The sequence below is a fragment of the Richelia sinica FACHB-800 genome (assembly GCF_014698825.1).
Taxonomy (GTDB): domain Bacteria; phylum Cyanobacteriota; class Cyanobacteriia; order Cyanobacteriales; family Nostocaceae; genus FACHB-800.
On the sequence record NZ_JACJTT010000019.1, the window covers coordinates 75,303 to 96,633 of the forward strand.

The window sequence follows — 21,331 nt, forward strand, 5'->3', positions numbered from 1 at the left end:
TAGGGTTTGCTGAGGCGGAGAAACTCCGCCTTAATTATCAGGAATTATACCAATTCTCCCAAAGCAACCAAAACATTGAGTAAACCCCTACCCACTTGGGGGGAGGGTTAGGGAGGGGTCATCAATCTGTTGACAACATTTTTCGATTTGGTATTAACAGCAGATAAACGCAAATATAATTAGATAAAATTGGTATTACTGATATAAACACATATTTTGATTTTGCTATTACAACAACGTTATCGTTTAATTAAACCGATGGGGAAAGGGGGAAGTTTTAAAACCTTTCTCGCTGTTGATGAGAGTTATGTGCCTTCAGTCCCCTGTATTGTCCAAGAAATTCCATATAACGAACCAAAAGCGGATATTTATTTAAATCAGGTACAAAATCTCCAAAGATTGGGTGAATATCGACAATTTCCGACTTTGCTGGCTTATTTTGTCGAAAATCAATTCTTTTATTTAGTGTTTGAATATATTAAAGGTGATAATTTAGCATCTTTATTAGCAAAACAAGGTACTTATCATGAAGCTCAGGTTTGGCAGGTTTTAAAAAATTTATTACCTGTAATTAAATTATTGCATGAGGCTCATATTATCCATCGAGATATTAATCCAGAAAATATTATTTTACGTAATTATTCCCAATTTAAACAACCAGGAAATGAATTGGCTGATGAATTAATCTTAGTTGATTTTGCTTCAATTAAACTAGTCAATGGGATTGAAGATGTAATTGATAACAATATTATTGGTAGTCCAGAATATGCCGCACCGGAACAAATTAGCGGCAATACGGTTTTTGCCAGTGACCTTTACAGTTTAGGGGTAACTTGTATTTATTTGCTGACCCAGATTTCACCTTTTGAGTTATTTGATGCTTATAATAATGTGTGGTTGTGGCGAGATTATTTAACGAATTCAGTTAGCGATCGCTTGGGGGAAATTCTCGACCAACTCATACACCCTGACGTAAAAGCGCGTTTTCAGTCAGCAGATGCAGTGATGCAAAGGTTGGGCATCAATATCAAAATTCCTGCCTACAAACAGCAAAGAGCAACTTCCCACTGGCAATGTGTGGATAACTTCACAGGTGATATTTCTGCTGTGAGTGCGGTAAATACCTTAGCTATTAGCCCTGATGGTCAGACCTTAGTCAGTGGTGATAACGATAAAAAAGTCAAATTCTGGGATTTACAGACTAGGAAATTAATAGGGAACATTCCCGGACATAATCAAGCCGTAAAGTCATTGGCCTTTAGTCCCAATGGGCAAATTTTAGCCACTGCTAGTGATGACAAAACTATCAAAATATGGCAATTAGAAACCTTAGAACCCATTATTACCTTAAAGGGACACACAAAAGCGATTAAATCAGTTGCTTTTAGTTCTGAGGGGTGGTTAGCTAGTGGCAGTTGGGATAAGACTGTCAAAATTTGGGATGGGGAAACAGGAGATGAGATTTGTACCCTGACAGGACACAAACTGCAAGTTACTGCTGTGGCCTTTAACCCTCAAGGAGATATTTTAGCTAGTGCTAGTTGCGATCGCACCATTCGGCTGTGGCAACTGAAAAAATCACAAAACTGCCCATTTACCTTATTAGGAACCCTTACAGGTCATGCTTGGGCAGTTTTAACAGTCGCTTTTAGCCCCAATGGGCAAATTTTAGCCACAGGTAGTGATGATAACACTATTAAATTATGGGATGTGAACACTGGTCAGCTAATCAATACACTTTTGGGTCATTCTTGGTCAGTAGTAGCCTTGGCTTTTACTGCTGATGACAGTCTGATTAGTGCTAGTTGGGATAAAACCGTCAAAATTTGGCGAGTTAGTACAGGAGAAGAGATTGATACCCTTGCTAGCCATGCAGACTCGGTGAATACAATTGCTGTCAGCCCTGTTGCACAAATGATTGCAAGTGGCAGCAGGGACAAGACCATCAAACTGTGGCAACTTGTAAAACAGCAGTAAACTTAAGAAAATGATGCTCAGGCGCTACCTGTGAAGGCAACTTCAGGAAACTTCAATTGTGCTTCTGCCATAGGACGGTTTCTACCTTCCTCTTGCCAGTAGTTAATCACCTCAGTTGCTTTGTTAAGCAACTCAACGCGATCTAATTCTGTAATCCAATGCTTGGATTCTAGTTCCTTTTTCAGTTCTTCCCAGGCATCATTTCTGGGCCAGAAAAAGTATTTAGTTAAAGGACTGGTGCCTTTACCGACGACTTGATCAACAGCTAGAGCAACGTTCTCGTCTAACCAGAGAATTTTCAGGATAAATTTGGACAATCGTACCTCCGGGAGTGATCCGGCTATGACTTACTAAGTTAGCGATCGCTTATTTTAACTCAATAGCTCCCCAGTTGGCTAATGAGATTAGTTATACCAATTAAAATTTCCACAAAGCAAGAGGCTGGAGGAAGGTTAGCTCTAGATTTAAACCCTGAACAGGGAAAATTTGAGCGAGATTTGGTATCTTGTCAAAGACTGAGTTTTTGACCAACTACTATGACTCAACCCACAAACACAATAATCGTGTTCGATATTGATGGCGTTATCCGTGACGTTAGTGGTTCCTATCGGCGGGCCATAGCTGATACTGTAGAACATTTTACAGCCCAAGCCTATCGCCCTACACCCTCAGACATTGACAAATTGAAATCAGAAGGTCTATGGAATAATGACTGGGAGGCTTCCCAAGAGTTGATTTACCGGCACTTTGAGAGCCAAGGACAGACCAGAGAACAACTACAACTAGAATATCAGGCGATCGTTGCCTTTTTTCAATCTCGTTATCGAGGTACAGATCCAGAGAATTGGAATGGCTATATCTGCAATGAACCTTTATTAGTCACCCCTAGTTATTTTGAAGAACTCACACAAGCTGGTATTGGTTGGGGCTTTTTTAGTGGTGCAACTCGCGCTTCTGCTAACTACGTTTTAATCAAACGTTTAGGCTTACAATCTCCCATTTTAATCGCTATGGAAGATGCACCAGGTAAACCAGACCCCACCGGACTTTTTGCCACCATTAATATCATAGAAAATAGCAATCATCCAAAATCAACAGTTTTCTATGTCGGTGATACAGTTGCTGATATGTACACTGTGCAAAAAGCCAGAGATTTAGATAATTCTCGTACTTGGGTGGGAGTAGGTGTCATTCCTCCTCATATTCAAGTAACAGCAAATCAACGTGATATTTACGCCGAAAAATTAATTCAAGCTGGAGCAAAAGTAGTATTTAATAATGTGCAGGAATTAAATTCTCACAATATTCTTGCTCTAATTTAAACATCAGAAAATTTGATAAGGTCGTATTTTCGTTATTTTCTGATGTTTAAATTCACCCATCCTATTTGTAGGGTGCGTTGCTTAACGCACCAAATATTGAAAATTTACAAAACAGGACTTACGCTAAATACCAATGAAATGAGGTAGATTCGCCATCGCTACACTAGCACAAATGATTTTGAAGCAGTTTATTACATAGGTATTGGATGATTCAATTCAAACTGATTGAAATGACAGAATGAGATAACGCAATAATCCCAAACTACTAGCTAATTCAACCTCCGCAGTGGCTTTTTCATCAACTCTGCCACCCATCTGTCCAAATATCCGTTTAACTACAGGATAAGTTGGTAAAGTTTGCTTGGTTATATCTTCTTCTTGGGTGACAATAAAACCTGTATCTTTAGCAAGTTTGCGATAGTCATTCAGTGTAAAGCGACTATCTACTTGACCATAGGTTTGCCCTACAGGAGACTGAATAACTTGACCCACGAAATTCATTAATTGATAGGTCAAAGGTAGCGGCACAAAATCAGATAATGCTAATTTACCACCTGGTTTCAAAACTCGCTTTGCTTCTTGGAAAAAACGCTCCCGACTGGGAAAATGAAAAATACACTCTACTGCCAAGACTACATCAAAAGAAGCATCTTCAAAAGGCAATTGACAGGCATCACCTTGAACAAATTCAATGTTATTAGAATTAGTGGGTTCGACTTCTGCTCTAGCACGGTTTAATTGACGCTCGTCAATATTTATTCCCACCAATGCCATATTAGAAAACCGCTCATTTAAACTAGCTACTGTGCCACCAAAACCACAACCAGCATCCAACAAGCGAATACTATCTTTCACTCCTCCAGCATCGCAGACACGACGACACAATTGTTCTGCTGCTGCGGCAAAATCAGAGACTGTGCCATCTGCGGTTTTAGGATTTTCCCAGTAACCCCAGTGGACGTGTCTGCCAAATGCTTGTAATGTTTCCGCATCACCTTGGCGGAACTGTTCCAGAAGTTTGTCAAAATAGGGAAGACATATATTATTTTGGGACATATTTTTACTTTTTTAACTATGTGGTTATCAGAGGGTTATTAGTAAGGGATACTGTAATACAAAAAAGAATGGTCTCGCAGATGTGACAAGACCACAGAAATTAAATGCTGCTCAATTGTATCAAATAATCCTCACGTCGTATCTGAGAGCTAATGTATAGGCTCAATCAGCATTTTGGTGTTTGACGCTGTTCAAAGGACTTAGAATTTGAAAAATTGGGGATAAACCTGAAAGTAGACTTTTTCCCGTGTTTTATCGCAGCACTTAACATACCTTAAGGTAATTGAGATGAGATGGATACAAACTCAGAATGGCAAAATCGCCTATTGTAATGTTAAAAACCTATTCAACGCTGCAACCATACTGGCCGGCCAACGACGGGTTTCTTTCACCCAATTAATATCTTTATAACGGGTATCGAGTCCATAGGCTGCGACCCAGTTGCTTTCTGCTTCTCCTTTTTGACCGCTTACCCAATAAGCAGCTGTTAAAGCAGCACGCATATCAGCAAATTTAGGATATTTCCGCACAATATTTCGCATTTCACGGATAGCGGTATCTATTTCACCAGTTTCATAAACTGCTAAGGCGTAATTAGCTCTAGCGAAGGCAAAATTAGGGGCTATTTCTATGGCTTTTTGATAATCTACGATCGCATCCTGCCATTTTCCTAAACCAGCTTTGGCATTACCGCGATTATTATAAGCCATGGGATCATTAGGGTCTAGCTCTAATACCCGATTATAATCGGCGATCGCTTCTTCCCATCTTCCTAAGCCTTCCAAAGCTGTCCCCCGATTTAAATAAGGGTCAGTGACATTGGGTGCTAGTTCCACAGCTTTGTTATAATCTGTCAATGCTGCTGCTAACTTATTTTGACTTACACGAGAATTACCCCGGTTACTCCAAGCACCTGCATTAGTGGGGAATTTTTCAATAATTTCTGTCCAGTACCTTTCTGCTGTAGCAAAATCGCCCTTTTCTGTGGCTGCAAAAGCCTTATTTGCTAACTCGTCTCCTACTTGTAACTGTTCTTCCGTAATTACAGCAGTTTCAGACTGGGCATAAACAGGTGTCACCCAGCCAAAAAAAAGTGACAGACTGAGAAAAATACAGATTAATTTAATCATTGATGGTCTTATATTGTGCTTTCTACCATCAATGATAGAGTATCGCTCTGGATTTATTTTCAGGACTTACGCAAAGCCGCATACACACACTTGATTAGTTTCTCAATATTTCATCAACAACTAAGCACAAAAATTTAAAATGTGTTGAGCGGTGATATTAGCTTGTTCTAAATGGGGTAAATGTCCACAATCTTCAATCCAAATTAACTTACTACGGGGGATAGCAAGGCTAAATTTTTTCGCGTCTCCAGTTCCCAGAATCTTATCGCGATCGCCCCACAAAATTAAAGTTTGTTGCCGAATGTCCCTCAATTGCTGCAACTTAAATGCTGTATAGCCACCACTTTTGGTAAAACTAATCAAAGCTTGATGCCAATTCGATGATTGTAAATGCAAATCTCCACAGCACAAAGCATCCGCATTAATCAAGTCAGAATTTTTGTAAGCTGTTCGACAAATTTTTTCCCGGACTTTGGGATTTCGCAAAAACTCTGTTGCCCAAGAATCTAAAGGTGGAAACATCAACTTAGCCAAAGGTGAACCACCTTTTAACCCTGCGCTATCCATTAATACCAATTTCTCTACCGCATCTGGATAGGTGAGGGTAAAATCTATGGCCGCAGCACCACCCATAGAAGCACCAACCAAAATCACTGGTCGGTTAATCAACTTTTGCCAAAAAGCGTAAAGATGAGTTTTGATACTTTGGGGGCTATAATCAATTCCTGGCAGTCTATCTGTAAAACCAAAACCTAATAAATCCACCGCCCAAGTTTCGCTTTTTGCCGCTAACAATGGTAATAACCGTCGAAATTCTAAAACCGAACTATCAAAACCGTGAATCAACAATATCGGTGTGCCACCACTACCTTGATTAACAAAAGTGGTACCAATAGACTCACCAGCGGATGAAGCAGAAATTTTTTGCGACAAGCCACTTACCATCAATTCTTGACGTTGGATACTTTGAGCCAAAGCGATGGAAGTGGGTTCAGTTAGTTGCCCAACGGCAGTAGGGAGAAAACTTGGAAACATACACACCAGTTTACATCACCATGGGTGATATACAGCAGGTGACAGGTGACTTAGTTGAAAATCTCAAAAAGAAAATTTTCCCAACTGTCAAAATTGGGACAAAACCCTCGTACAATAAATATCACTTATCCCTGACTCAGGAGAGTGAAGCCATGCCAATGGCGGTTGGCGTAATTGAAACTTTAGGATTTCCCTGTGTGTTAGCAGCAGCAGATGCAATGGTTAAATCTGCTGCTGTGACCATCGTATACTATGGTATAGCAGAAAGTGGACGCTTGATAGTGGCCGTCAGGGGACATGTTGCAGAAGTTAACAGAGCAGTTGAAGCGGGAATTGCATCTGGTGAACAAGTCTATGGTGGACAGGTCATCACCTACTATATAGTTCCCAATCCCCCGGAAAATGTGGAAACTATTCTTCCTATCCACTTCACCAAAAAATCAGAACCCTTTCGGATGTTCTGACCCAGTTCGCTATTAAAAATTTGGAGCCAGGCTTCATAAAATTAATTTGTAGCGCTGTGTAAATTTATTCATACAGGAGATTAATAATGTCACTACAGGCCGTTGGATCATTAGAAACTAAAGGTTTTCCCGCTGTACTTGCAGCCGCAGATGCGATGGTAAAAGCTGGTCGAGTAACTTTGGTGGGATATATCAGAGTTGGTAGTGCTCGGTTTACAGTGAATATTCGGGGTGATGTCTCGGAAGTTAAAACTGCTATGGCTGCTGGTGTAGAAGCAGCGGAAAATTGCTATGGTGGTACTTTAGAGTCATGGGTAATTATTCCTCGTCCCCATGAAAACGTGGAAGCGGTATTGCCAATTGCTTACACAGATGAAGTTCAGCAATATCGTGACTCTGTAGAAAACCCCATCATCAGATCCGGTAGCGGTAGATAAATTCCGATTTCCAAATCTGTATTTATATCAATATGGGGGTGTTGGATGTTTTCCGACACCCAAGTTTTTTGATGGCCAACAGATAGAATTGCTATAGCTGAAATTGATAATTTTCGAGGAATCAAGACAATGACCACCCATTTTATTACTGCGGAAATCAACCTCCAAGAAACTCCCACAGAATTACAAAAAGAAATTGAAGCCCAATTGAAAAAACAAGGTGAACCTCTCCGTTGGGCTATTACTGCGGTTGATGAAGAACAGGAAAAGGTAACTGTGGAAGCGGTTGTAACCACAGGCCAGGAGAAATAAGGTTGGGAAAATTGGAGTTTTTGGGTTTTGGATGACGCAATTCAAAATCCAAACTCTGGTGATGGAAAACAGAAATTATTGATGCAGCGATTATATACAGCTATTTTCATTGTCCCCACTGGGATTGGGGCAGCTATTGGTGGTTACGCAGGGGACGCATTACCAGTTGCTAGACTGTTAGCCCAAGTGTGCGATCGCTTGATTACTCATCCCAATGTGATGAATGGTGCTAGCTTATACTGGAATATTCCCAATGCTCTTTATGTTGAAGGTTACGCATTAGATCAGTTTGCGGCTGGGAATTGGGGTATAAGACCTGTCCATAGCAATCGCGTTGGCTTACTTTTAGACCAAGGGATTGAACCAGAATTAATGCTGCGACATCTGCAAGTAGCTGATGCAGCCAGGGCAACCTTAGGATTAAATATTACCAAACATGTCATTACTGATGCACCGCTAAACGTAGAATTACGTACCACAAGTTCAGGTACTAGTTGGGGAACCATAGGTAATCCTGATAGCTTATTGCGAGCGGCAGAAAAATTAATTATCCAAGAAAAAGCACAAGCGATCGCAGTTGTGGCTCGTTTCCCCGATGATCTAGATGCAGCTGCATTACAGCAATATCGTCAAGGCCAAGGTGTAGACCCTATAGCAGGCGCAGAAGCCGTGATTAGCCACCTCTTAGTCCGCACCTTCAAAATACCATGCGCCCATGCGCCAGCCTTCACCCCAGACCCTCCAGACCCTCATTTATCCCCCCGTGCTGCGGCTGAGGAACTAGGTTATACATTCCTTCCCTGTGTCCTAGTAGGCTTAAGTCAGGCACCACAATTTATCCTCAACAAAGCCGCTTCCCAAGCCTTACCCATAGATATTTGGGCCGACCAAGTAGATGCTCTCATCATCCCCGCCACTGCTTGTGGTAGTAGCACCCTGTTGAGTTTAAGCCAAAACTCCTGCCAAATCATTACAGTTGCAGAAAATAAAACTTTAATACAAGTTACTGCACCAGCGTTAGGAATTAAGTCTATACAGGTAAACTCTTATTTAGAGGCAGTCGGTGTAGTCGTTGCCCATAAAGCAGGCATCAATCCCTTTGTGATTAGTGATTAGTCATTGGCATAAGTTTTCACCAATTACCAATTAACAATTACCAATTCCTCAAAACTCCTGTGGTTGAACAACAAAAGCAAGAACCAGAAATTCCCTATCTCACACGCACCCAAATACTTGTAGCAATGGGTGTAACTGCTATTGTTTTATGGATAGTCGCTAAACTGTGGTTGCGTTTTGGCAATGTTGTTTTGTTTAAGTGGCAATGGAGTGAACAAGATTTATTCATAGGATTGGGTTTAGGTTTAATCATCACATTATTGAGTGGCTTGGCTTATCAACTTTCTCCGCCCTATCGTAAAAGTGCCGATTATTATCTAGAACTGGTACTCAAGCCTTTAATATTGCCAGATTTAATTTGGCTAGGTTTACTACCAGGCTTAAGTGAAGAATTATTATTTCGTGGTGTGATGCTTTCGGCCTTAGGTGCTGATCATGTGGCTGTTATTGTCTCCAGTATGTGTTTCGGCATCCTCCACCTGAGTGGTGCTAATCAATGGCCTTACGTCATCTGGGCAACAATTATCGGCATTATTCTAGGATATAGCGCCCTGTGGAGCGGAAATTTACTAGTACCCATCGTCGCCCACATTCTCACTAATTGGTTATCTAGCTACTTCTGGAAAATGCGCCGCAATTAGGTATGGCAGGTGACAGGTGACAGGTGACAGGTGATAGGTGACAGTTAGATCGTAGGGGCGGGTTTACCGATATCTTGGACTGATCAACTTGGGTATTTGTGAACCCGCCCCTACATTGCAATTACCGATATCTTGGACCGATCAACTTGAGTATTTGTGAACCCGCCCCTACATTGCAATTACCAATATCTTGAATTGATCAATCTGGGTATTGTGAACCCGCCCTTACATATCCGCTGAAGAATTTATTTTTTCGGCAAAACAGAAAAAAATATACCCCACTTGCTGTTCCAAACAAAAGTGGGGATGAGAAAAATTTTAGTTAAAAGTGGTTGACGAAAATAAAAACAAGTAAAAACTGCTTTGTTCCTTAAAAATCATCAAGAAACTGACTAAGGCGGCTAATCACAGGGTCAACCTCTTGAGGAGTTGGTTCAGGAGTTGAGGTAGCATTGTTAATCTGGTCTACCGTTGGTAATTTGGAAGCCACAGAGGGATTAGATGCTGATTGATTGAGCATGATTGCCAATTGTGCTACTTGTTGAGTAAGTTGCATAATTTGGCTTTCCATGACTTGAATTCGGTTAGACTCTTTGGCAAAAAAACGTTCCTCAAGGCCAACCACTTGACGTTGCAGCTCACCGATTTGTTGTTCAATCTTCGTTATATTTGCTGATTCTGGTGCTTTAGGTGCTGGTCGTGGAGATTCAGGAACACATACGGCTTGCCAGAGAGCATCTTTACAGAGGTCGCTGAAAGTTTTGTCTGGCTGTGATTCCAAATAGCTTTCCACCTGCGCTAATAAGCTTTCGTCAGCAATATCAGGATTGAACGTAACGGATTTAACTACTTTTTTTGACCATTGGAACATCAGTTTTATTACCTAGCAGCGCGAACGGCAGCGGATAATTGGGCCTCTCCATAAATATACTGCCCCAGAGCGTTAGCTTGACGGGATGGTGCGGCTAAATAGGCATTGATTTTCGCTTCCTTGAGTAGACGTTGTACATCTTCCCAGAAGAATTCACCACCACCACCGGTGATAATCACATCAGTTACACGCTCTGGCAACCAAGCTAACACACGAGAGCAAATGTCTCTGGAAAACATTTCTATGAGATTAGGCAGAAAATCGTCTAGATTAGTGGGCTTACTAGCACCTTTGGGACGGTAGAAGCGTTCGCCTTTTGGTTTGTTAACCGCAGAAATCAACGCTAAGGACTGGCTATCAGCACCTTCTATTTCTGCGGCCACAAGTTCATAAAACTTGCTCATACCGAAGTCTTCACTCTTAGAAGCCCCTCTAGCAAAGCGGAAGTTATCTACCATGATCATGTCAATGGTCTGATGGCCAATATCGACAATGCCCACGGATATTTTGGTAAAGTCGGGAACTGTACTACCTTTGTTGGGTTGAGTTTCTGTCCACAGCAGACTACCGTAACCTTCTGGCATTACCCAAACTTTGGTAACGTTTAAGCTGACAGATTCACCCCGGAAGTTCATGACGTGGGGACCACTCACCAAGCTGATGAGTTGGGATTTTTCCTTTTCAAATTGTTCTAAGGAGAGAAAAGGTAAGCCCAGAATGACGGAAATTTCATCTTTCAGTTTAAAGTAGCCAGCACTAGCTAAAACTTTGATCAGTGCATCTTCAACTTTAGATTGGCCGACACCTAAATTCGCGCCAAAATCAGCAGCTAATTGACCAACAGCATAGCCACTACCTTGATATTCCAACCACAAATCCATTAAAGGGTCTGTGGCTTTGGCTTCAAACACACCACCGCGAATTTGTTCAATGGACATCTGCTTGACGTTAGCAGGGATAAACACTACACCGTTAGGTTCACGGCTGACACAAGTCTTGCTGGAGGTTCTACCTAAATCAACGCTGAGAATAGTTTTTCCACCCACATTATTGGCTCTAACTGTATTCATGGGTGTCGCTGCTGGTGGACGATTCATCGGAATAGCAGCGGCATTCATAGGATTGGCAACGGAAGGTTGATCTGTCATGGAAGCTCCTAGTGCTAACTTAACTGTAAAAAGTTATCATGCTCATCTTACAAAAATGCGAGCTAGAAAAATCCTCGGTTGGGTCAAGTGTAGCTAGAAGTACGCCAAAAATATTTTCAGGCGATCGCTAATTTTGGTTTTTTTGGCGTAGATGGGGCAAATTCTAGCAACTTTTGCAGGCTTTTTTCACTTTCTAGTGTTTTTACGCTTGCGCTTGACTACCCAGAACACAAATACCAACAATATACTACCTAGTACAATTTTGGATACAGGTGCAAGATATTTATCTACTAGTTCATACTGACTACCCAATAAATAGCCTGAATATGTGAGCAAACCAACCCAAGCTGCACTCCCCAAAGTTGTGTAAAATAAAAACGGCAATAAGGGCATGTTACCAATACCTGCCGGGACAGAAATTAATGTCCTAATTCCTGGCACTAAGCGACCAATAAGTACGGCTTTGCTTCCTTGCCTATCAAACCAACGTGTTGCTTTACTAATATCCTTACTAGATATGGTCAGCCACTTACCATATCTATCTGCCAAGCTTCTTAAACGCTGTTCTCCTAAAAATTTACCTGGATAGTACCAAACAAGTGCGCCGGCAACAGAACCCAGTAGTCCAGCGAAAAATACACCTATCACATTGAGCTTTTCTGGTGTTGCCCTAGCTGTGAATCCAGCTAAAGGCATAATTAATTCTGAAGGTATAGGCGGAAATAAGTTCTCCACAAACATCAGTAGAGCAATTCCCCAGTAACCCATAGAGTTGATGGTATTAGTTATCCATTCCAGCATTAAGTAGATTCCTAAAACTAATCCATTGTGCTAATCCAGATTCTGAACTGGGTATAGGGCCAAGAAATAATGAATAATAGCTGATATTTTTCCATAGACCCTACATCTGCTCTCACAAAATCAGCTTGGTGTGTCAGTTTAACTAGACCTTGGTCATAGGTTATATCGATTGCTGATTATTCCTGTAGGGAGAGGCCTCCTGTATTTGTGTAGCGTCTGGCCTGAAAATCAGAGGCTTCTTTTGACCCTAAGGGGGGGGGAGCCATTGCAGTGGAAGGGTTCTACCAAATAACTTGGCAACACCAAATACCGCCCTGACTCACCAATGACCGATACTAAACAGTGGAAGTCAAGGACTGTACCCGTGATTCTTGCCAATCAAATGGATTCCAAACTCGATCCTCTAAGGCCATCTGCTCAATTAAACTAGCTAATCTCAGGGCTTTTAGAGCTTGTTCACCACCAACGGAAGGCTGATTGCCACCACGTACACAATTGACAAAATGCTCTAATTCTGCACTTAGTGGTTGAATGTTAGTGGTATAAACCTTTTCGATTAAACCGTCTTGTTTATATAAGACTTGTCGATTGTCTGTGAGGGGATTAGCGGCAGTTTGACGATGAATCAAAATCTCATTATTGAGAAAGTCTGCTTCTGTGAAGGAATTTTTACAATGGGCAACTAGGCGGCGAATTTTCCGATGGGTGACTTTGCTGGCGGTTAAAGTAGCGACAATACCATTGGCAAAGCCCAATGTCGCCGTTACATAATCCAAATAACCGGAGTCTAGGGAGCGAGTACCACTAGCGGTCAGTTTCACCACGTTGGAGCCTGCTAATTCCAGCAGCAAGTCGATATCATGGATCATTAAATCCAGCACGACGGAAACATCATTAGCCCTGGCTGAATAGGGACTCATCCGATGGGCTTCTAGTGCCAAAACTTTCTCCGTTTTCAGCACTTGACTCAGTTCCCTAAATGCGGGATTGAAGCGTTCAATATGACCGACTTGGAGAATACACTGGGATTCTGCGGCAGCATTCACCAAAGATTCTGCCTCGGAAATGCTGGCAGCAATGGGCTTTTCAATCAACACATGAATGCCGGCTAGCAAACAATTGATGCCAACGGCATAGTGTAGACGGGTGGGTACAGCAACACAAACTGCTTCTACATGGGGTAGAAGGTCGCAGTAATCTTCAAAAAAGCGGACTTTGTATTTGCTGGCTGTTTCCAACCCACGCTCAACGTTAATATCTGCCACACCCACCAGTTCCACATCTTTCATGGAACTCAGGACACGGGTGTGATGTTGCCCCATATTACCCACTCCAACCACGCCTATGCGGATTGGTCGTGGCTGGTTACGCTGTGAATATAGATTTGGTTCTGCCACTGATATGCTATCTTGCACTATTGTTCTCTCCTCAACCACCAAATTTAGAGACGCTAGAGATATTGGCTTTGATACTGAAATGCCATGTGTGATCTGTCTCAAACCATCCAGATGGTAACATAGTGGTTCTATTTATGAAGAATTTCAAAGTTTAGGTTCAGTTCCCGCCATCTGGCTGTTGTTTGCATAGACAGTTTTTTATTGCTTGATTGTTTGTAATTTATACGATTGATCAGATGTTGCTGTTTGCAGTCTACCAACTCGATACGCCCTAAGTATAAATTCCTAAGAACCTTTTAGGCAATGAGTTCTTGCATTCTAGGATCAATTTTCAATCAGGCAAATTGATGACAAAATTTTAGTCAAGAAAATGACAATAAATTAATTTGTCGAGATTTTTAGTATAATAATTTACGGAATTAGTCGTACAATTGCTGTCTTGAAGACCAAGAATGATTTTTGGCATATTTAATTTGTGGTTTGCATTTTGTTGATTGTCCCATCTTTTGGGTGAAACTGGGGGGTAATGATAGTGGAATTGACGATTTAGGATTGGTTTGGCAATCAAATGATGGAATGATATGAAAGCCGTAATTTTGTTATCTGGGGGATTAGATTCTTCTACAGTGATTTATCAAGCGAAAGCTGATGGCTGTGATTGTTATGCCATTTCTTTCGATTATCAACAACGACACCGCAGAGAGTTGCAGTCAGCTTTAGATGTGGCTCAAGCTGTTGGGGTGTTAGAACACCAAGTTGTGAATTTTGATTTACGTCTGTGGGGTGGTTCGGCATTAACAGATAACAAAATTGATTTACCACAAGATCGCTCCGTGGTAGATATGGCTAGCAATATTCCTATTACCTATGTCCCTGCTCGCAATACAATATTTTTGAGCTTTGCTTTGGGATATGCAGAGGCGATCGCTGCCCAAAGGGTATATATTGGCGTTAATGCCTTAGATTACTCTGGATATCCTGATTGTCGTCCTGATTATATCCAAGCTATGCAAGAAGTTTTCCGCTTGGGTACCAAACAAGGAAGGGAAGGACAACCCATAGAAATTGTTTCACCATTGATTAATTTGAAAAAAACCGCAATTATTCAATTGGGTAATCAGTTAGGAGTGCCTTGGCATCTCACCTGGTCTTGTTATGCTGGTGGTGATGTTGCCTGTGGTGTTTGTGATTCCTGTCGGTTAAGGTTAGCCGCTTTTGCAGAGTTAGGATTAGAAGATCCAGTTGCTTACGCTTGAAGTTCAGAAGTCAGTAGGGGCGGGTTTACAGATATCATCAACTATGAACGAGAATTTTGGTAAACCCGCCCGTACAGAAGTATGCCTACGGCACGCTGCGCGAACAGAAGTTTGGAAGTTTGGAAATGTTGAAAAATGCAAGAATTCAGCAGCAATCGCATGAATTATTCTGTAACTCCTGCAACTTCTGTAACTTCTGTCTTCTTCTTTCTGCGCCACGCTGCATGAACAGGAGTTTAAAGGTGTTGACAATTTAACCCAAGCGAATTTGGATTTGATGTAAGCGTGGCCCCGCGACGGAAATAATTGTAAATTCTAAATTTTGATAATGAAAAATTTCACCTTTAGCGGGAATTTTTTGGAGCTGATATAGTAAAAAACCTCCTAAGGTTTGGTATTCTCGCATTAACGGTAAATTAATATGTAAAACTTCATTTACTTCTTCCAAATTTATTTGCGCTTGGACTAAAAATGTCTGTTTATCTATCATTTGAATCAGCAAGTCATCACTACTTTCTGATTCACCAACGCTGCCAATAATTTCTGCAATTACATCTTGAATAGTCACCAATCCCACTGTACCCCCGAATTCGTTTACCACAATCACCATTGGTGGTTTTTCTTTCTGCATTGTTGGTAAAAGTTCACTTAGGGGGGTTTGTTCTGGGACAAATCGTGCAGAACGTATCCAAGGCTGAATTTGTGTATTTAGGGTCAGTTTTCCGACGGCTAAAGGTTGGGCTAAATCCTTAAAATAAACAATACCGCGAATGTCGTCTAAAGATTCACCAATGACTGGGTAGCGGGAGTGCCCTGTGGCTGTCATTTGGTCAAGAAATGCCTGTAAGGTAGCATCTGTTGGCAAAGCCACAATACTAGTGCGGGGAATCATCACATTTTGGGCTGTCACATCCCCAAATTCAAATACGTTATTGAGTAGTTCTCGTTCTGTGTGTTCTAAACCAGTAGATTCTCGTTCTGTGGAAATAATTAATTGTAATTCTTCTGGTGTAACTGGTGGTCGCCAACTTTGACCTGTATATTCAACACCAAATAAGCGTAATAAGTAACGGGTGGATTGATTGAGAATCCAAATAAAAGGGCTAAAAAATCGGACGATCGCTTTGACTGAAGGTCCGAGCAGTCTAGCTAGCTGTTCTGAATATAGCATTGCTACTGATTTAGGACATAATTCGCCTAAAACAATTTGCAGGTAAGCTATTAAAAAAAATGTGATGGGTACAGATAAGGAATGAGTGAGGACATTACTCATCTTCATGGGTAAAGGTAAGGTTTTGAGCCATGCTTCCACTAAGACAGCAATGGTTCCCTCCCCAATCCAACCTAATGCCAAACTAGACAGGGTAATACCTAATTGGGCTGTTGATAGTAACCTATCAATACTACGTTGTAACATTTCGACAGCGATCGCTGGAATGTCCCCAGCCTGTACCAACTGATGAATACGTGTTCGCCGGACTGTCACCATAGAAAACTCAGCAGTGACAAAAAAGGCGTTGATCATAATCAGTAACAACACGCTAAATAGTCGCAGCCCTACATCTGTCCAACTTATGCTAGGAAAACCACTCACTGCCAAAGCTCATGTAACAACTACATCTCCACTTTTGGTTTGGGATTTTAGATTGGAACATATCTTACCCTTTACCAATGACCAATCTAAAAATTGTTCCACCTACTTTTCTACAGGAATATCAGCTAACTGTAGTTTTAATTTTTGAGCAGGATAGTCAGTTAATGCCAATGATATCTTTTTAACATCATCTAATAAAGCCGTAGGAATACTCACTGTACCTGTAAATTCTTGACCCTTAGCAGGTAACTCTGATGGTAAACCTTCAGTAATTGCACTGAGGGTTCTGCCTTTGTCATCTGTAACATCTAAAAAACTATACAGGAAGCGAACGGAATCAGCACCTTTATTTCGCATTTTGACTTTTAGTAATAAATCACCACCAGAGTAGCGTACAGACTGTACAGACATGGTAACACCTTCACTCTCAGCTGCAATTGGGAATCCTGGTTGTAGTTTTTCTTCTACTGCTTCTTGAGGCTTATCCTGAGATTCCGATTTGCTGGCAATGATTTCTTCTTCTTCCTCTTGCTTTTCGGCTTGGGTATCTTTAGCTTTACCTTCCATCCTGGCTTTCACTGTTTTCAGGATATCCTCTTCTTTTAAGAAGGTAACTCCTCCCGGTTGGTTGTTATTCTTCCCAGCAGAAAACTTGGTGGTGCTAGGACGACCATCTGGGGTGTTCACACCCTTAAGGGCCATACTGCCAAGATTGAACCCTAAAAAGGCGCTCACAGAACCTGAGCCTAACATCAGGAATAATAAAATTAAGGTCAGAAGTACGGTGGAATTGATATTCATCGCTGCTTAGTAATTAGAGAATCAGGCAAAGTTTATTTAAAAACATCAAAGCGTATTCTATATTCCTATGAGGAACTTCATCAATATTAGTCTGCTCTCTCCCTTTGTTACACGATCACACCAGAGTTTGGTAAATTGTCAGGCGATCGCTCACATCTTGGAAATTTATGCTATAATGTTATGTTGTTATAGTCGAAATCTGTGGATAAAAATACTAAAGCTAGAAATTAGCTCCTAAAATTAGGTATTATTCACATGAAATCAACAAACCTGCGCCTTTGGCCGATTGGGGAGGCAACGAACTCATAATTCGTCTTCAGGCTGGTTCGATTCCAGCAGGGCGCATTTAACTAAAACTTAATCTCACACACCATTCAGACGAATTATGAGTACGTCTGAATCCCTTTGTACGACTAGTAAATAGAGCATTTAACTAACAGTATTTTAAGGTGTAGATGGAAGCTTTTGCAGTGGATAAGTAGTTACTTAAATACCTACTTTCTCTCAGTTTTCTCTCAATACAATTATTGTATCCCCAAACAAATACTTACAGGTGATTAGTTGATTGAGATAAAATTATTGCATCTGGCTATTACATAATATTAATTAATCAACTAAATATGTATTCATCCATTTAACTTATCTTTTATTTGGCAGATAACCGTATCAGCTAATTACTCAGTTCATATTGACCTGTAATGCCTCTGTTTTGAGTTTCAGGTATAAACGGTTAGCCAAATGACGTAAGGCGTGAGTTTGAGTAAATCTTGTGTCCTTAGTCCATCTCACTAATGACTTTCTTGCAATATCACTAAGATACTTCCTAACGAAACCTGGATTTTCTGAGTTAAGTTCAACAGTTGGCAACTTACCTGATTTAATATCTAACTTCTCAATCAAATCAGGATAGGTAGGTGGAACCATCGGACGTGCTAACCTGTAGCCTGTTTTAGTTGTAGTACCTAAAAGCGTTTTATCACCTACTACAGCAATCATTTCTTTATTATTCGGGTCATTAAGTGCAGCTATGATCACCCCATCTTTAGTTTTGTATGGCTGATTAATATTTTGAACTGCAAAAACTTCATGTAATCTCATGCCGTAAATGACCTGCATTGAAAACACAAACAGCCAACACTGCCTAGATTCAAGATTACATCTGTGATCATTCAAAGCTTCCGTAATTACACTTTCCCTCAAGTTCAGAAAGTCATCTAATGAGATGCTTTGGAGATTTTCTTTAAACTTGGTTTGAGTAACGTCAATTTTAGCTAGTTCATCTCGTAACTTGACATTATCAACAATTTCAGCAAGCTTTTTCATAGCACACACACAAAGCTTGAAAACCTTAGTACCACGTTCTTTGCTGTCAATTACGGCTTTTATGTCCTTATAGTTGACTGTGTTATTTGCTGGTAGCAGCTTGTAAAACATTCCATAAGTGTCATACCAGCATGATTGATGGCTAGGATTGTTTCTATCTCGCTGTTGACGCTTCTTTGTGTAGCTGTTCCAATAGCTGTCTTCTACCAGCTTAATAGCTTCACCAAATGTAATCAGATCATTCCTGACTTGGTTATTCTCAAGAATTACCGTATCGTACCAATCGCAAAATTCTGTCTCACTGCTAAACTTGGTTAACGCTTCACTTACCTTGTTTGCTTTTTCTAACGCTTTGACTATACCTATTTCAGTAAAATCACAATTACAAGCTTTACCTACTCGCTTATCACCCAACTTAAACTGAAGTAATATATATGTCCCAGACGCTTTTACGTCCCGTTTCAGTCCCACACCTTTGGGTGTTTGCTTCTGTATTTCTTTGAATAATGCTAATAAGCGTTCATACCCAATTAAGCGATTGCTTAGATTGCTTGCTGTAAATTGTTTTTCAGTTTCTCTCATTTCTCTCTCAATTCTGTTTAGCGGTGGAAACGGAATTGAAAGAAAACTGGTGATCCAAACCTGCTAAAGTCGGCTATCAGTTAAATAGGCTGGTTCGATTCCAGCAGGGCGCATTTTATCTCATACATTAACAGCAAGAGTTTGATAGTTTTCTGGTAGCACTGGAATATCTTGTTTTGCTCAAAATTCACTCAAACTCATTTTAAATGTTGGTAACAAAGGCCCGCAACTACTACTATGAGTTTAAAAATCATCAATTGGATAGTTTGCCTCAACCATCAAAAAGCTTTGGGATGAGAAAATGTTCACTAACCCTACGGACAGATAACCGCAGGGGTAGGGAAAGCATTAAAAGTCAACAATAGTTAACGGGTGGATAGAGTTTCAAAACGGTACTCAGTACCAATTTTGAGTTTATTGGCATTGTAACGGGGAGACATCAGCAAAGAAGTGTCGTAAGGAGTTGGTAAGTCAGGGGTACGTAGATAAGGGTCTTCAGTTGCTTGTTTAGCTAAAACATCTCTATACACACTATTTACCAATTCAGCATCGGCAACAATTTCATTATCTGTAAAGGAATCATGGGGATTTAATCCTACCCCTACCAGGGAGTCTAGCTGACGCTGGGGAGTGTTGTTATTGTAGAAATTGCTATCAAACCGAAAGAATGCTCTGTCAAATACATCATTAGTAGTTTGATAATTAGCTACTTGTGCCGTGGCAGGCAAGGCTGTAGTAGTTAATAACATCAATAATCCACTAAAAGCTTTCAAGTTTATACCCATGTTTACAACTCCTCAAGTTTTGGGTGAATCTTAACTTATGCTTGATTTGAGAACTCTGATGAGTTCAACCTTACTGTGTAACACAACTTTTAACGCTTTGTGATGTCTTATTCTACACAAACCTCTAGTCAATCAGAAACTTGGGCCGCTACTGCTGATTTAACTACCCTGCGTCAGAAATTACTAGATTTATTTTGCCAACTTGCTTATCAAGAAGGTGATTTTGTTCTTTCTTCTGGACAACGTAGTTCTTACTATATTAATGGTAAACAAGTTACACTCCACCCACAAGGGGCAACAGCGATCGCTCGGTTATTATTACCCCTATTACCAGCAAATACCCAAGCTGTAGCTGGTTTAACCTTGGGTGCTGACCCGATAGTTAGTGCGGTCAGTGTCGTTTCTGTGTATGAAAATCAACCCATCCCCGCATTGATTATTCGTAAAGAAACCAAAGGTCATGGCACTATGGCTTATATTGAAGGGCCAACCTTACCAGCAGGTGCAAATGTAGTGGTATTAGAAGATGTGGTCACTACAGGACAGTCAGCGATGAAAGCGGTGGGAAGATTACGGGATGCAGGTTATACCGTAGATAGAGTTATTGCTTTAGTGGATAGACAGCAAGGGGGAGCAGAGTTTTATCAGTCTGTTGGGTTAAATTTTGAAGCGATATTTACCATTAAGGATCTGCAAGAACATTATCGGGAGATCAATTAAGTTTTGGGCAATAAATTTACCAGATCCAGATAATAGTGGAAACCATGTATTTTTCCATTCAATGGACATCTGGTGAACTTAAAGATGCGTTGTCTATCATCTTTATAGAGACGTTCCAACGGAACATCTCTATAAGGGTTTCAAACCACGCACATTTAATTACCAAGGTGGAAGAATTCAACTCTTATCCACCTATTTTTTATGGTTCAGAGTTAATATACAAGTAGCACTGTAATTCTGTAATTTTTATGACTGTAGTTACTGCTATTTGATAGACCATCCTACTGCTGGTGACATACTACTGGTAATTGAAATCTCTAGTTCTACTTTAAAATATGACCAGGAAATAAAATTACCTTTATATGCACAAGCAGGAATTTCTGATTATTGGATATTTAATTTAGTGGATAGTTGTTTGGAATCCTACAGCGAACCTTATCAAGATACACAAGGTAGCAGAAATGTTGAATGTTAAGAAAAATCAGATAAAAATAGCCCAAAATATGGTAATTTTGGGCGAATAATTAAAATATATTAGTTAAGTTGTGATTATAAATTCCTTT

General features: G+C 40.6%; 21 protein-coding genes, 1 tRNA gene and 1 pseudogene. 11 read left to right on the plus strand and 12 right to left on the minus strand.

Translation table 11 applies throughout. The features are described 5' to 3' along the window. The first annotated feature begins 222 nt into the window (after positions 1–222). Positions 223–1,977, plus strand: coding sequence for a serine/threonine-protein kinase (locus H6G73_RS14335; RefSeq protein WP_256443764.1), 1,755 nt, complete (start codon positions 223–225; stop codon positions 1,975–1,977). A gap of 17 nt (positions 1,978–1,994) precedes the next feature. Here the strand turns inward: H6G73_RS14335 and H6G73_RS14340 are convergent, their stop codons facing one another. Then, on the minus strand, positions 1,995–2,321 hold the full coding sequence (locus tag H6G73_RS14340; RefSeq protein WP_190605605.1) for a 30S ribosomal protein PSRP-3: 327 nt from the start codon (positions 2,319–2,321) through the stop codon (positions 1,995–1,997). 192 nt (positions 2,322–2,513) lie between these two features. Here H6G73_RS14340 and H6G73_RS14345 point away from each other — a divergent pair, with 192 nt between their 5' ends. Next, positions 2,514–3,299 (plus strand): TIGR01548 family HAD-type hydrolase, encoded by a 786-nt coding sequence (locus H6G73_RS14345; RefSeq protein ID WP_190605548.1) that lies wholly within the window; start codon positions 2,514–2,516, stop codon positions 3,297–3,299. 216 nt (positions 3,300–3,515) lie between these two features. On the opposite strand, the gene H6G73_RS14350 is transcribed toward H6G73_RS14345, so the two are convergent. From H6G73_RS14350 to H6G73_RS14360, 3 genes are all read right to left on the minus strand, one after another. After that, entirely contained in the window at positions 3,516–4,355 is an 840-nt protein-coding gene (locus H6G73_RS14350; protein ID WP_190605550.1) for a class I SAM-dependent methyltransferase, read from the minus strand. A 323-nt stretch (positions 4,356–4,678) separates the two neighbouring features. Further along, positions 4,679–5,485, minus strand: a complete 807-nt coding sequence (locus H6G73_RS14355) for a tetratricopeptide repeat protein (protein WP_190605552.1) — start codon at positions 5,483–5,485, stop codon at positions 4,679–4,681. Positions 5,486–5,605: 120 nt separating this feature from the next. Further along, entirely contained in the window at positions 5,606–6,520 is a 915-nt protein-coding gene (locus tag H6G73_RS14360; protein WP_190605554.1) for an alpha/beta fold hydrolase, read from the minus strand. A gap of 152 nt (positions 6,521–6,672) precedes the next feature. On the opposite strand from H6G73_RS14360, the gene H6G73_RS14365 reads away from it, so the two are divergent. From H6G73_RS14365 to H6G73_RS14385, 5 genes are all read left to right on the plus strand, one after another. Then, on the plus strand, positions 6,673–6,984 hold the full coding sequence (locus H6G73_RS14365) for a carbon dioxide-concentrating mechanism protein CcmK (RefSeq protein WP_190605607.1): 312 nt from the start codon (positions 6,673–6,675) through the stop codon (positions 6,982–6,984). An 86-nt stretch (positions 6,985–7,070) separates the two neighbouring features. Continuing rightward, positions 7,071–7,421, plus strand: coding sequence for a carbon dioxide-concentrating mechanism protein CcmK (locus tag H6G73_RS14370; protein WP_190605556.1), 351 nt, complete (start codon positions 7,071–7,073; stop codon positions 7,419–7,421). 129 nt (positions 7,422–7,550) lie between these two features. Then, positions 7,551–7,733, plus strand: coding sequence for a hypothetical protein (locus H6G73_RS14375; RefSeq protein ID WP_190605557.1), 183 nt, complete (start codon positions 7,551–7,553; stop codon positions 7,731–7,733). An 81-nt stretch (positions 7,734–7,814) separates the two neighbouring features. Then, positions 7,815–8,849, plus strand: coding sequence for a DUF3326 domain-containing protein (locus H6G73_RS14380; protein ID WP_190605609.1), 1,035 nt, complete (start codon positions 7,815–7,817; stop codon positions 8,847–8,849). A gap of 59 nt (positions 8,850–8,908) precedes the next feature. After that, positions 8,909–9,490 (plus strand): CPBP family intramembrane glutamic endopeptidase, encoded by a 582-nt coding sequence (locus H6G73_RS14385; RefSeq protein ID WP_190605559.1) that lies wholly within the window; start codon positions 8,909–8,911, stop codon positions 9,488–9,490. Between the two features lie 370 nt (positions 9,491–9,860). Here H6G73_RS14385 and H6G73_RS14390 read toward each other — a convergent pair whose 3' ends face one another. From H6G73_RS14390 to H6G73_RS14405, 4 genes are all read right to left on the minus strand, one after another. Further along, complete coding sequence (locus tag H6G73_RS14390) at positions 9,861–10,361, minus strand: plasmid segregation centromere-binding protein ParR (RefSeq protein ID WP_190605561.1); 501 nt, start codon at positions 10,359–10,361, stop codon at positions 9,861–9,863. Positions 10,362–10,369: 8 nt separating this feature from the next. Next, complete coding sequence (locus H6G73_RS14395; RefSeq protein ID WP_190605563.1) at positions 10,370–11,509, minus strand: ParM/StbA family protein; 1,140 nt, start codon at positions 11,507–11,509, stop codon at positions 10,370–10,372. A 186-nt stretch (positions 11,510–11,695) separates the two neighbouring features. Continuing rightward, entirely contained in the window at positions 11,696–12,310 is a 615-nt protein-coding gene (locus H6G73_RS14400; RefSeq protein ID WP_190605565.1) for a DedA family protein, read from the minus strand. 335 nt (positions 12,311–12,645) lie between these two features. Next, entirely contained in the window at positions 12,646–13,725 is a 1,080-nt protein-coding gene (locus H6G73_RS14405; protein WP_190605567.1) for a Gfo/Idh/MocA family protein, read from the minus strand. Positions 13,726–14,288: 563 nt separating this feature from the next. On the opposite strand from H6G73_RS14405, the gene queC reads away from it, so the two are divergent. Continuing rightward, positions 14,289–14,963, plus strand: coding sequence for a 7-cyano-7-deazaguanine synthase QueC (gene queC, locus H6G73_RS14410; RefSeq protein ID WP_190605580.1), 675 nt, complete (start codon positions 14,289–14,291; stop codon positions 14,961–14,963). Positions 14,964–15,216: 253 nt separating this feature from the next. Here queC and H6G73_RS14415 read toward each other — a convergent pair whose 3' ends face one another. Both H6G73_RS14415 and H6G73_RS14420 read right to left on the minus strand, forming a co-directional pair. Beyond that, positions 15,217–16,557 (minus strand): hemolysin family protein, encoded by a 1,341-nt coding sequence (locus H6G73_RS14415; RefSeq protein WP_190605582.1) that lies wholly within the window; start codon positions 16,555–16,557, stop codon positions 15,217–15,219. Between the two features lie 102 nt (positions 16,558–16,659). After that, the gene (locus H6G73_RS14420) at positions 16,660–17,358 is read right to left on the minus strand and encodes a hypothetical protein (protein WP_190605584.1); all 699 of its coding nucleotides are present in this window, start codon (positions 17,356–17,358) and stop codon (positions 16,660–16,662) included. A gap of 272 nt (positions 17,359–17,630) precedes the next feature. Here H6G73_RS14420 and H6G73_RS14425 point away from each other — a divergent pair. Then, a tRNA-Ile gene (locus tag H6G73_RS14425) sits at positions 17,631–17,703 on the plus strand. 333 nt (positions 17,704–18,036) lie between these two features. On the opposite strand, the gene H6G73_RS14430 is transcribed toward H6G73_RS14425, so the two are convergent. Next, positions 18,037–19,263, minus strand: a complete 1,227-nt coding sequence (locus tag H6G73_RS14430; protein ID WP_190605586.1) for a hypothetical protein — start codon at positions 19,261–19,263, stop codon at positions 18,037–18,039. Between the two features lie 365 nt (positions 19,264–19,628). Continuing rightward, complete coding sequence (locus tag H6G73_RS14435; protein ID WP_190605588.1) at positions 19,629–20,048, minus strand: hypothetical protein; 420 nt, start codon at positions 20,046–20,048, stop codon at positions 19,629–19,631. Positions 20,049–20,150: 102 nt separating this feature from the next. On the opposite strand from H6G73_RS14435, the gene pyrE reads away from it, so the two are divergent. Together pyrE and H6G73_RS14445 are read left to right on the plus strand one after the other, a co-directional pair. Next, positions 20,151–20,768 carry an orotate phosphoribosyltransferase gene (gene pyrE, locus H6G73_RS14440; protein WP_190605590.1) on the plus strand — a complete coding sequence of 206 codons (618 nt, stop codon included), beginning with the start codon at positions 20,151–20,153 and terminating at the stop codon, positions 20,766–20,768. 265 nt (positions 20,769–21,033) lie between these two features. Then, positions 21,034–21,222: pseudogene (locus H6G73_RS14445) on the plus strand (Uma2 family endonuclease); the annotation flags it as partial. Positions 21,223–21,331 lie beyond the last annotated feature (109 nt).

Coding starts and splice junctions, on each gene's coding strand:
- H6G73_RS14345 (WP_190605548.1), top strand. CDS start 2,514: ATGACTCAACCCACAAACACAATAATCGTGTTCGATATTGATGGCGTT.
- H6G73_RS14350 (WP_190605550.1), bottom strand. CDS start 4,355: ATGTCCCAAAATAATATATGTCTTCCCTATTTTGACAAACTTCTGGAA.
- H6G73_RS14355 (WP_190605552.1), bottom strand. CDS start 5,485: ATGATTAAATTAATCTGTATTTTTCTCAGTCTGTCACTTTTTTTTGGC.
- H6G73_RS14360 (WP_190605554.1), bottom strand. CDS start 6,520: ATGTTTCCAAGTTTTCTCCCTACTGCCGTTGGGCAACTAACTGAACCC.
- H6G73_RS14365 (WP_190605607.1), top strand. CDS start 6,673: ATGCCAATGGCGGTTGGCGTAATTGAAACTTTAGGATTTCCCTGTGTG.
- H6G73_RS14370 (WP_190605556.1), top strand. CDS start 7,071: ATGTCACTACAGGCCGTTGGATCATTAGAAACTAAAGGTTTTCCCGCT.
- H6G73_RS14375 (WP_190605557.1), top strand. CDS start 7,551: ATGACCACCCATTTTATTACTGCGGAAATCAACCTCCAAGAAACTCCC.
- H6G73_RS14380 (WP_190605609.1), top strand. CDS start 7,815: ATGCAGCGATTATATACAGCTATTTTCATTGTCCCCACTGGGATTGGG.
- H6G73_RS14390 (WP_190605561.1), bottom strand. CDS start 10,361: ATGTTCCAATGGTCAAAAAAAGTAGTTAAATCCGTTACGTTCAATCCT.
- H6G73_RS14395 (WP_190605563.1), bottom strand. CDS start 11,509: ATGACAGATCAACCTTCCGTTGCCAATCCTATGAATGCCGCTGCTATT.
- H6G73_RS14400 (WP_190605565.1), bottom strand. CDS start 12,310: ATGCTGGAATGGATAACTAATACCATCAACTCTATGGGTTACTGGGGA.
- queC (WP_190605580.1), top strand. CDS start 14,289: ATGAAAGCCGTAATTTTGTTATCTGGGGGATTAGATTCTTCTACAGTG.
- H6G73_RS14420 (WP_190605584.1), bottom strand. CDS start 17,358: ATGAATATCAATTCCACCGTACTTCTGACCTTAATTTTATTATTCCTG.
- H6G73_RS14430 (WP_190605586.1), bottom strand. CDS start 19,263: ATGAGAGAAACTGAAAAACAATTTACAGCAAGCAATCTAAGCAATCGC.
- H6G73_RS14435 (WP_190605588.1), bottom strand. CDS start 20,048: ATGGGTATAAACTTGAAAGCTTTTAGTGGATTATTGATGTTATTAACT.
- pyrE (WP_190605590.1), top strand. CDS start 20,151: ATGTCTTATTCTACACAAACCTCTAGTCAATCAGAAACTTGGGCCGCT.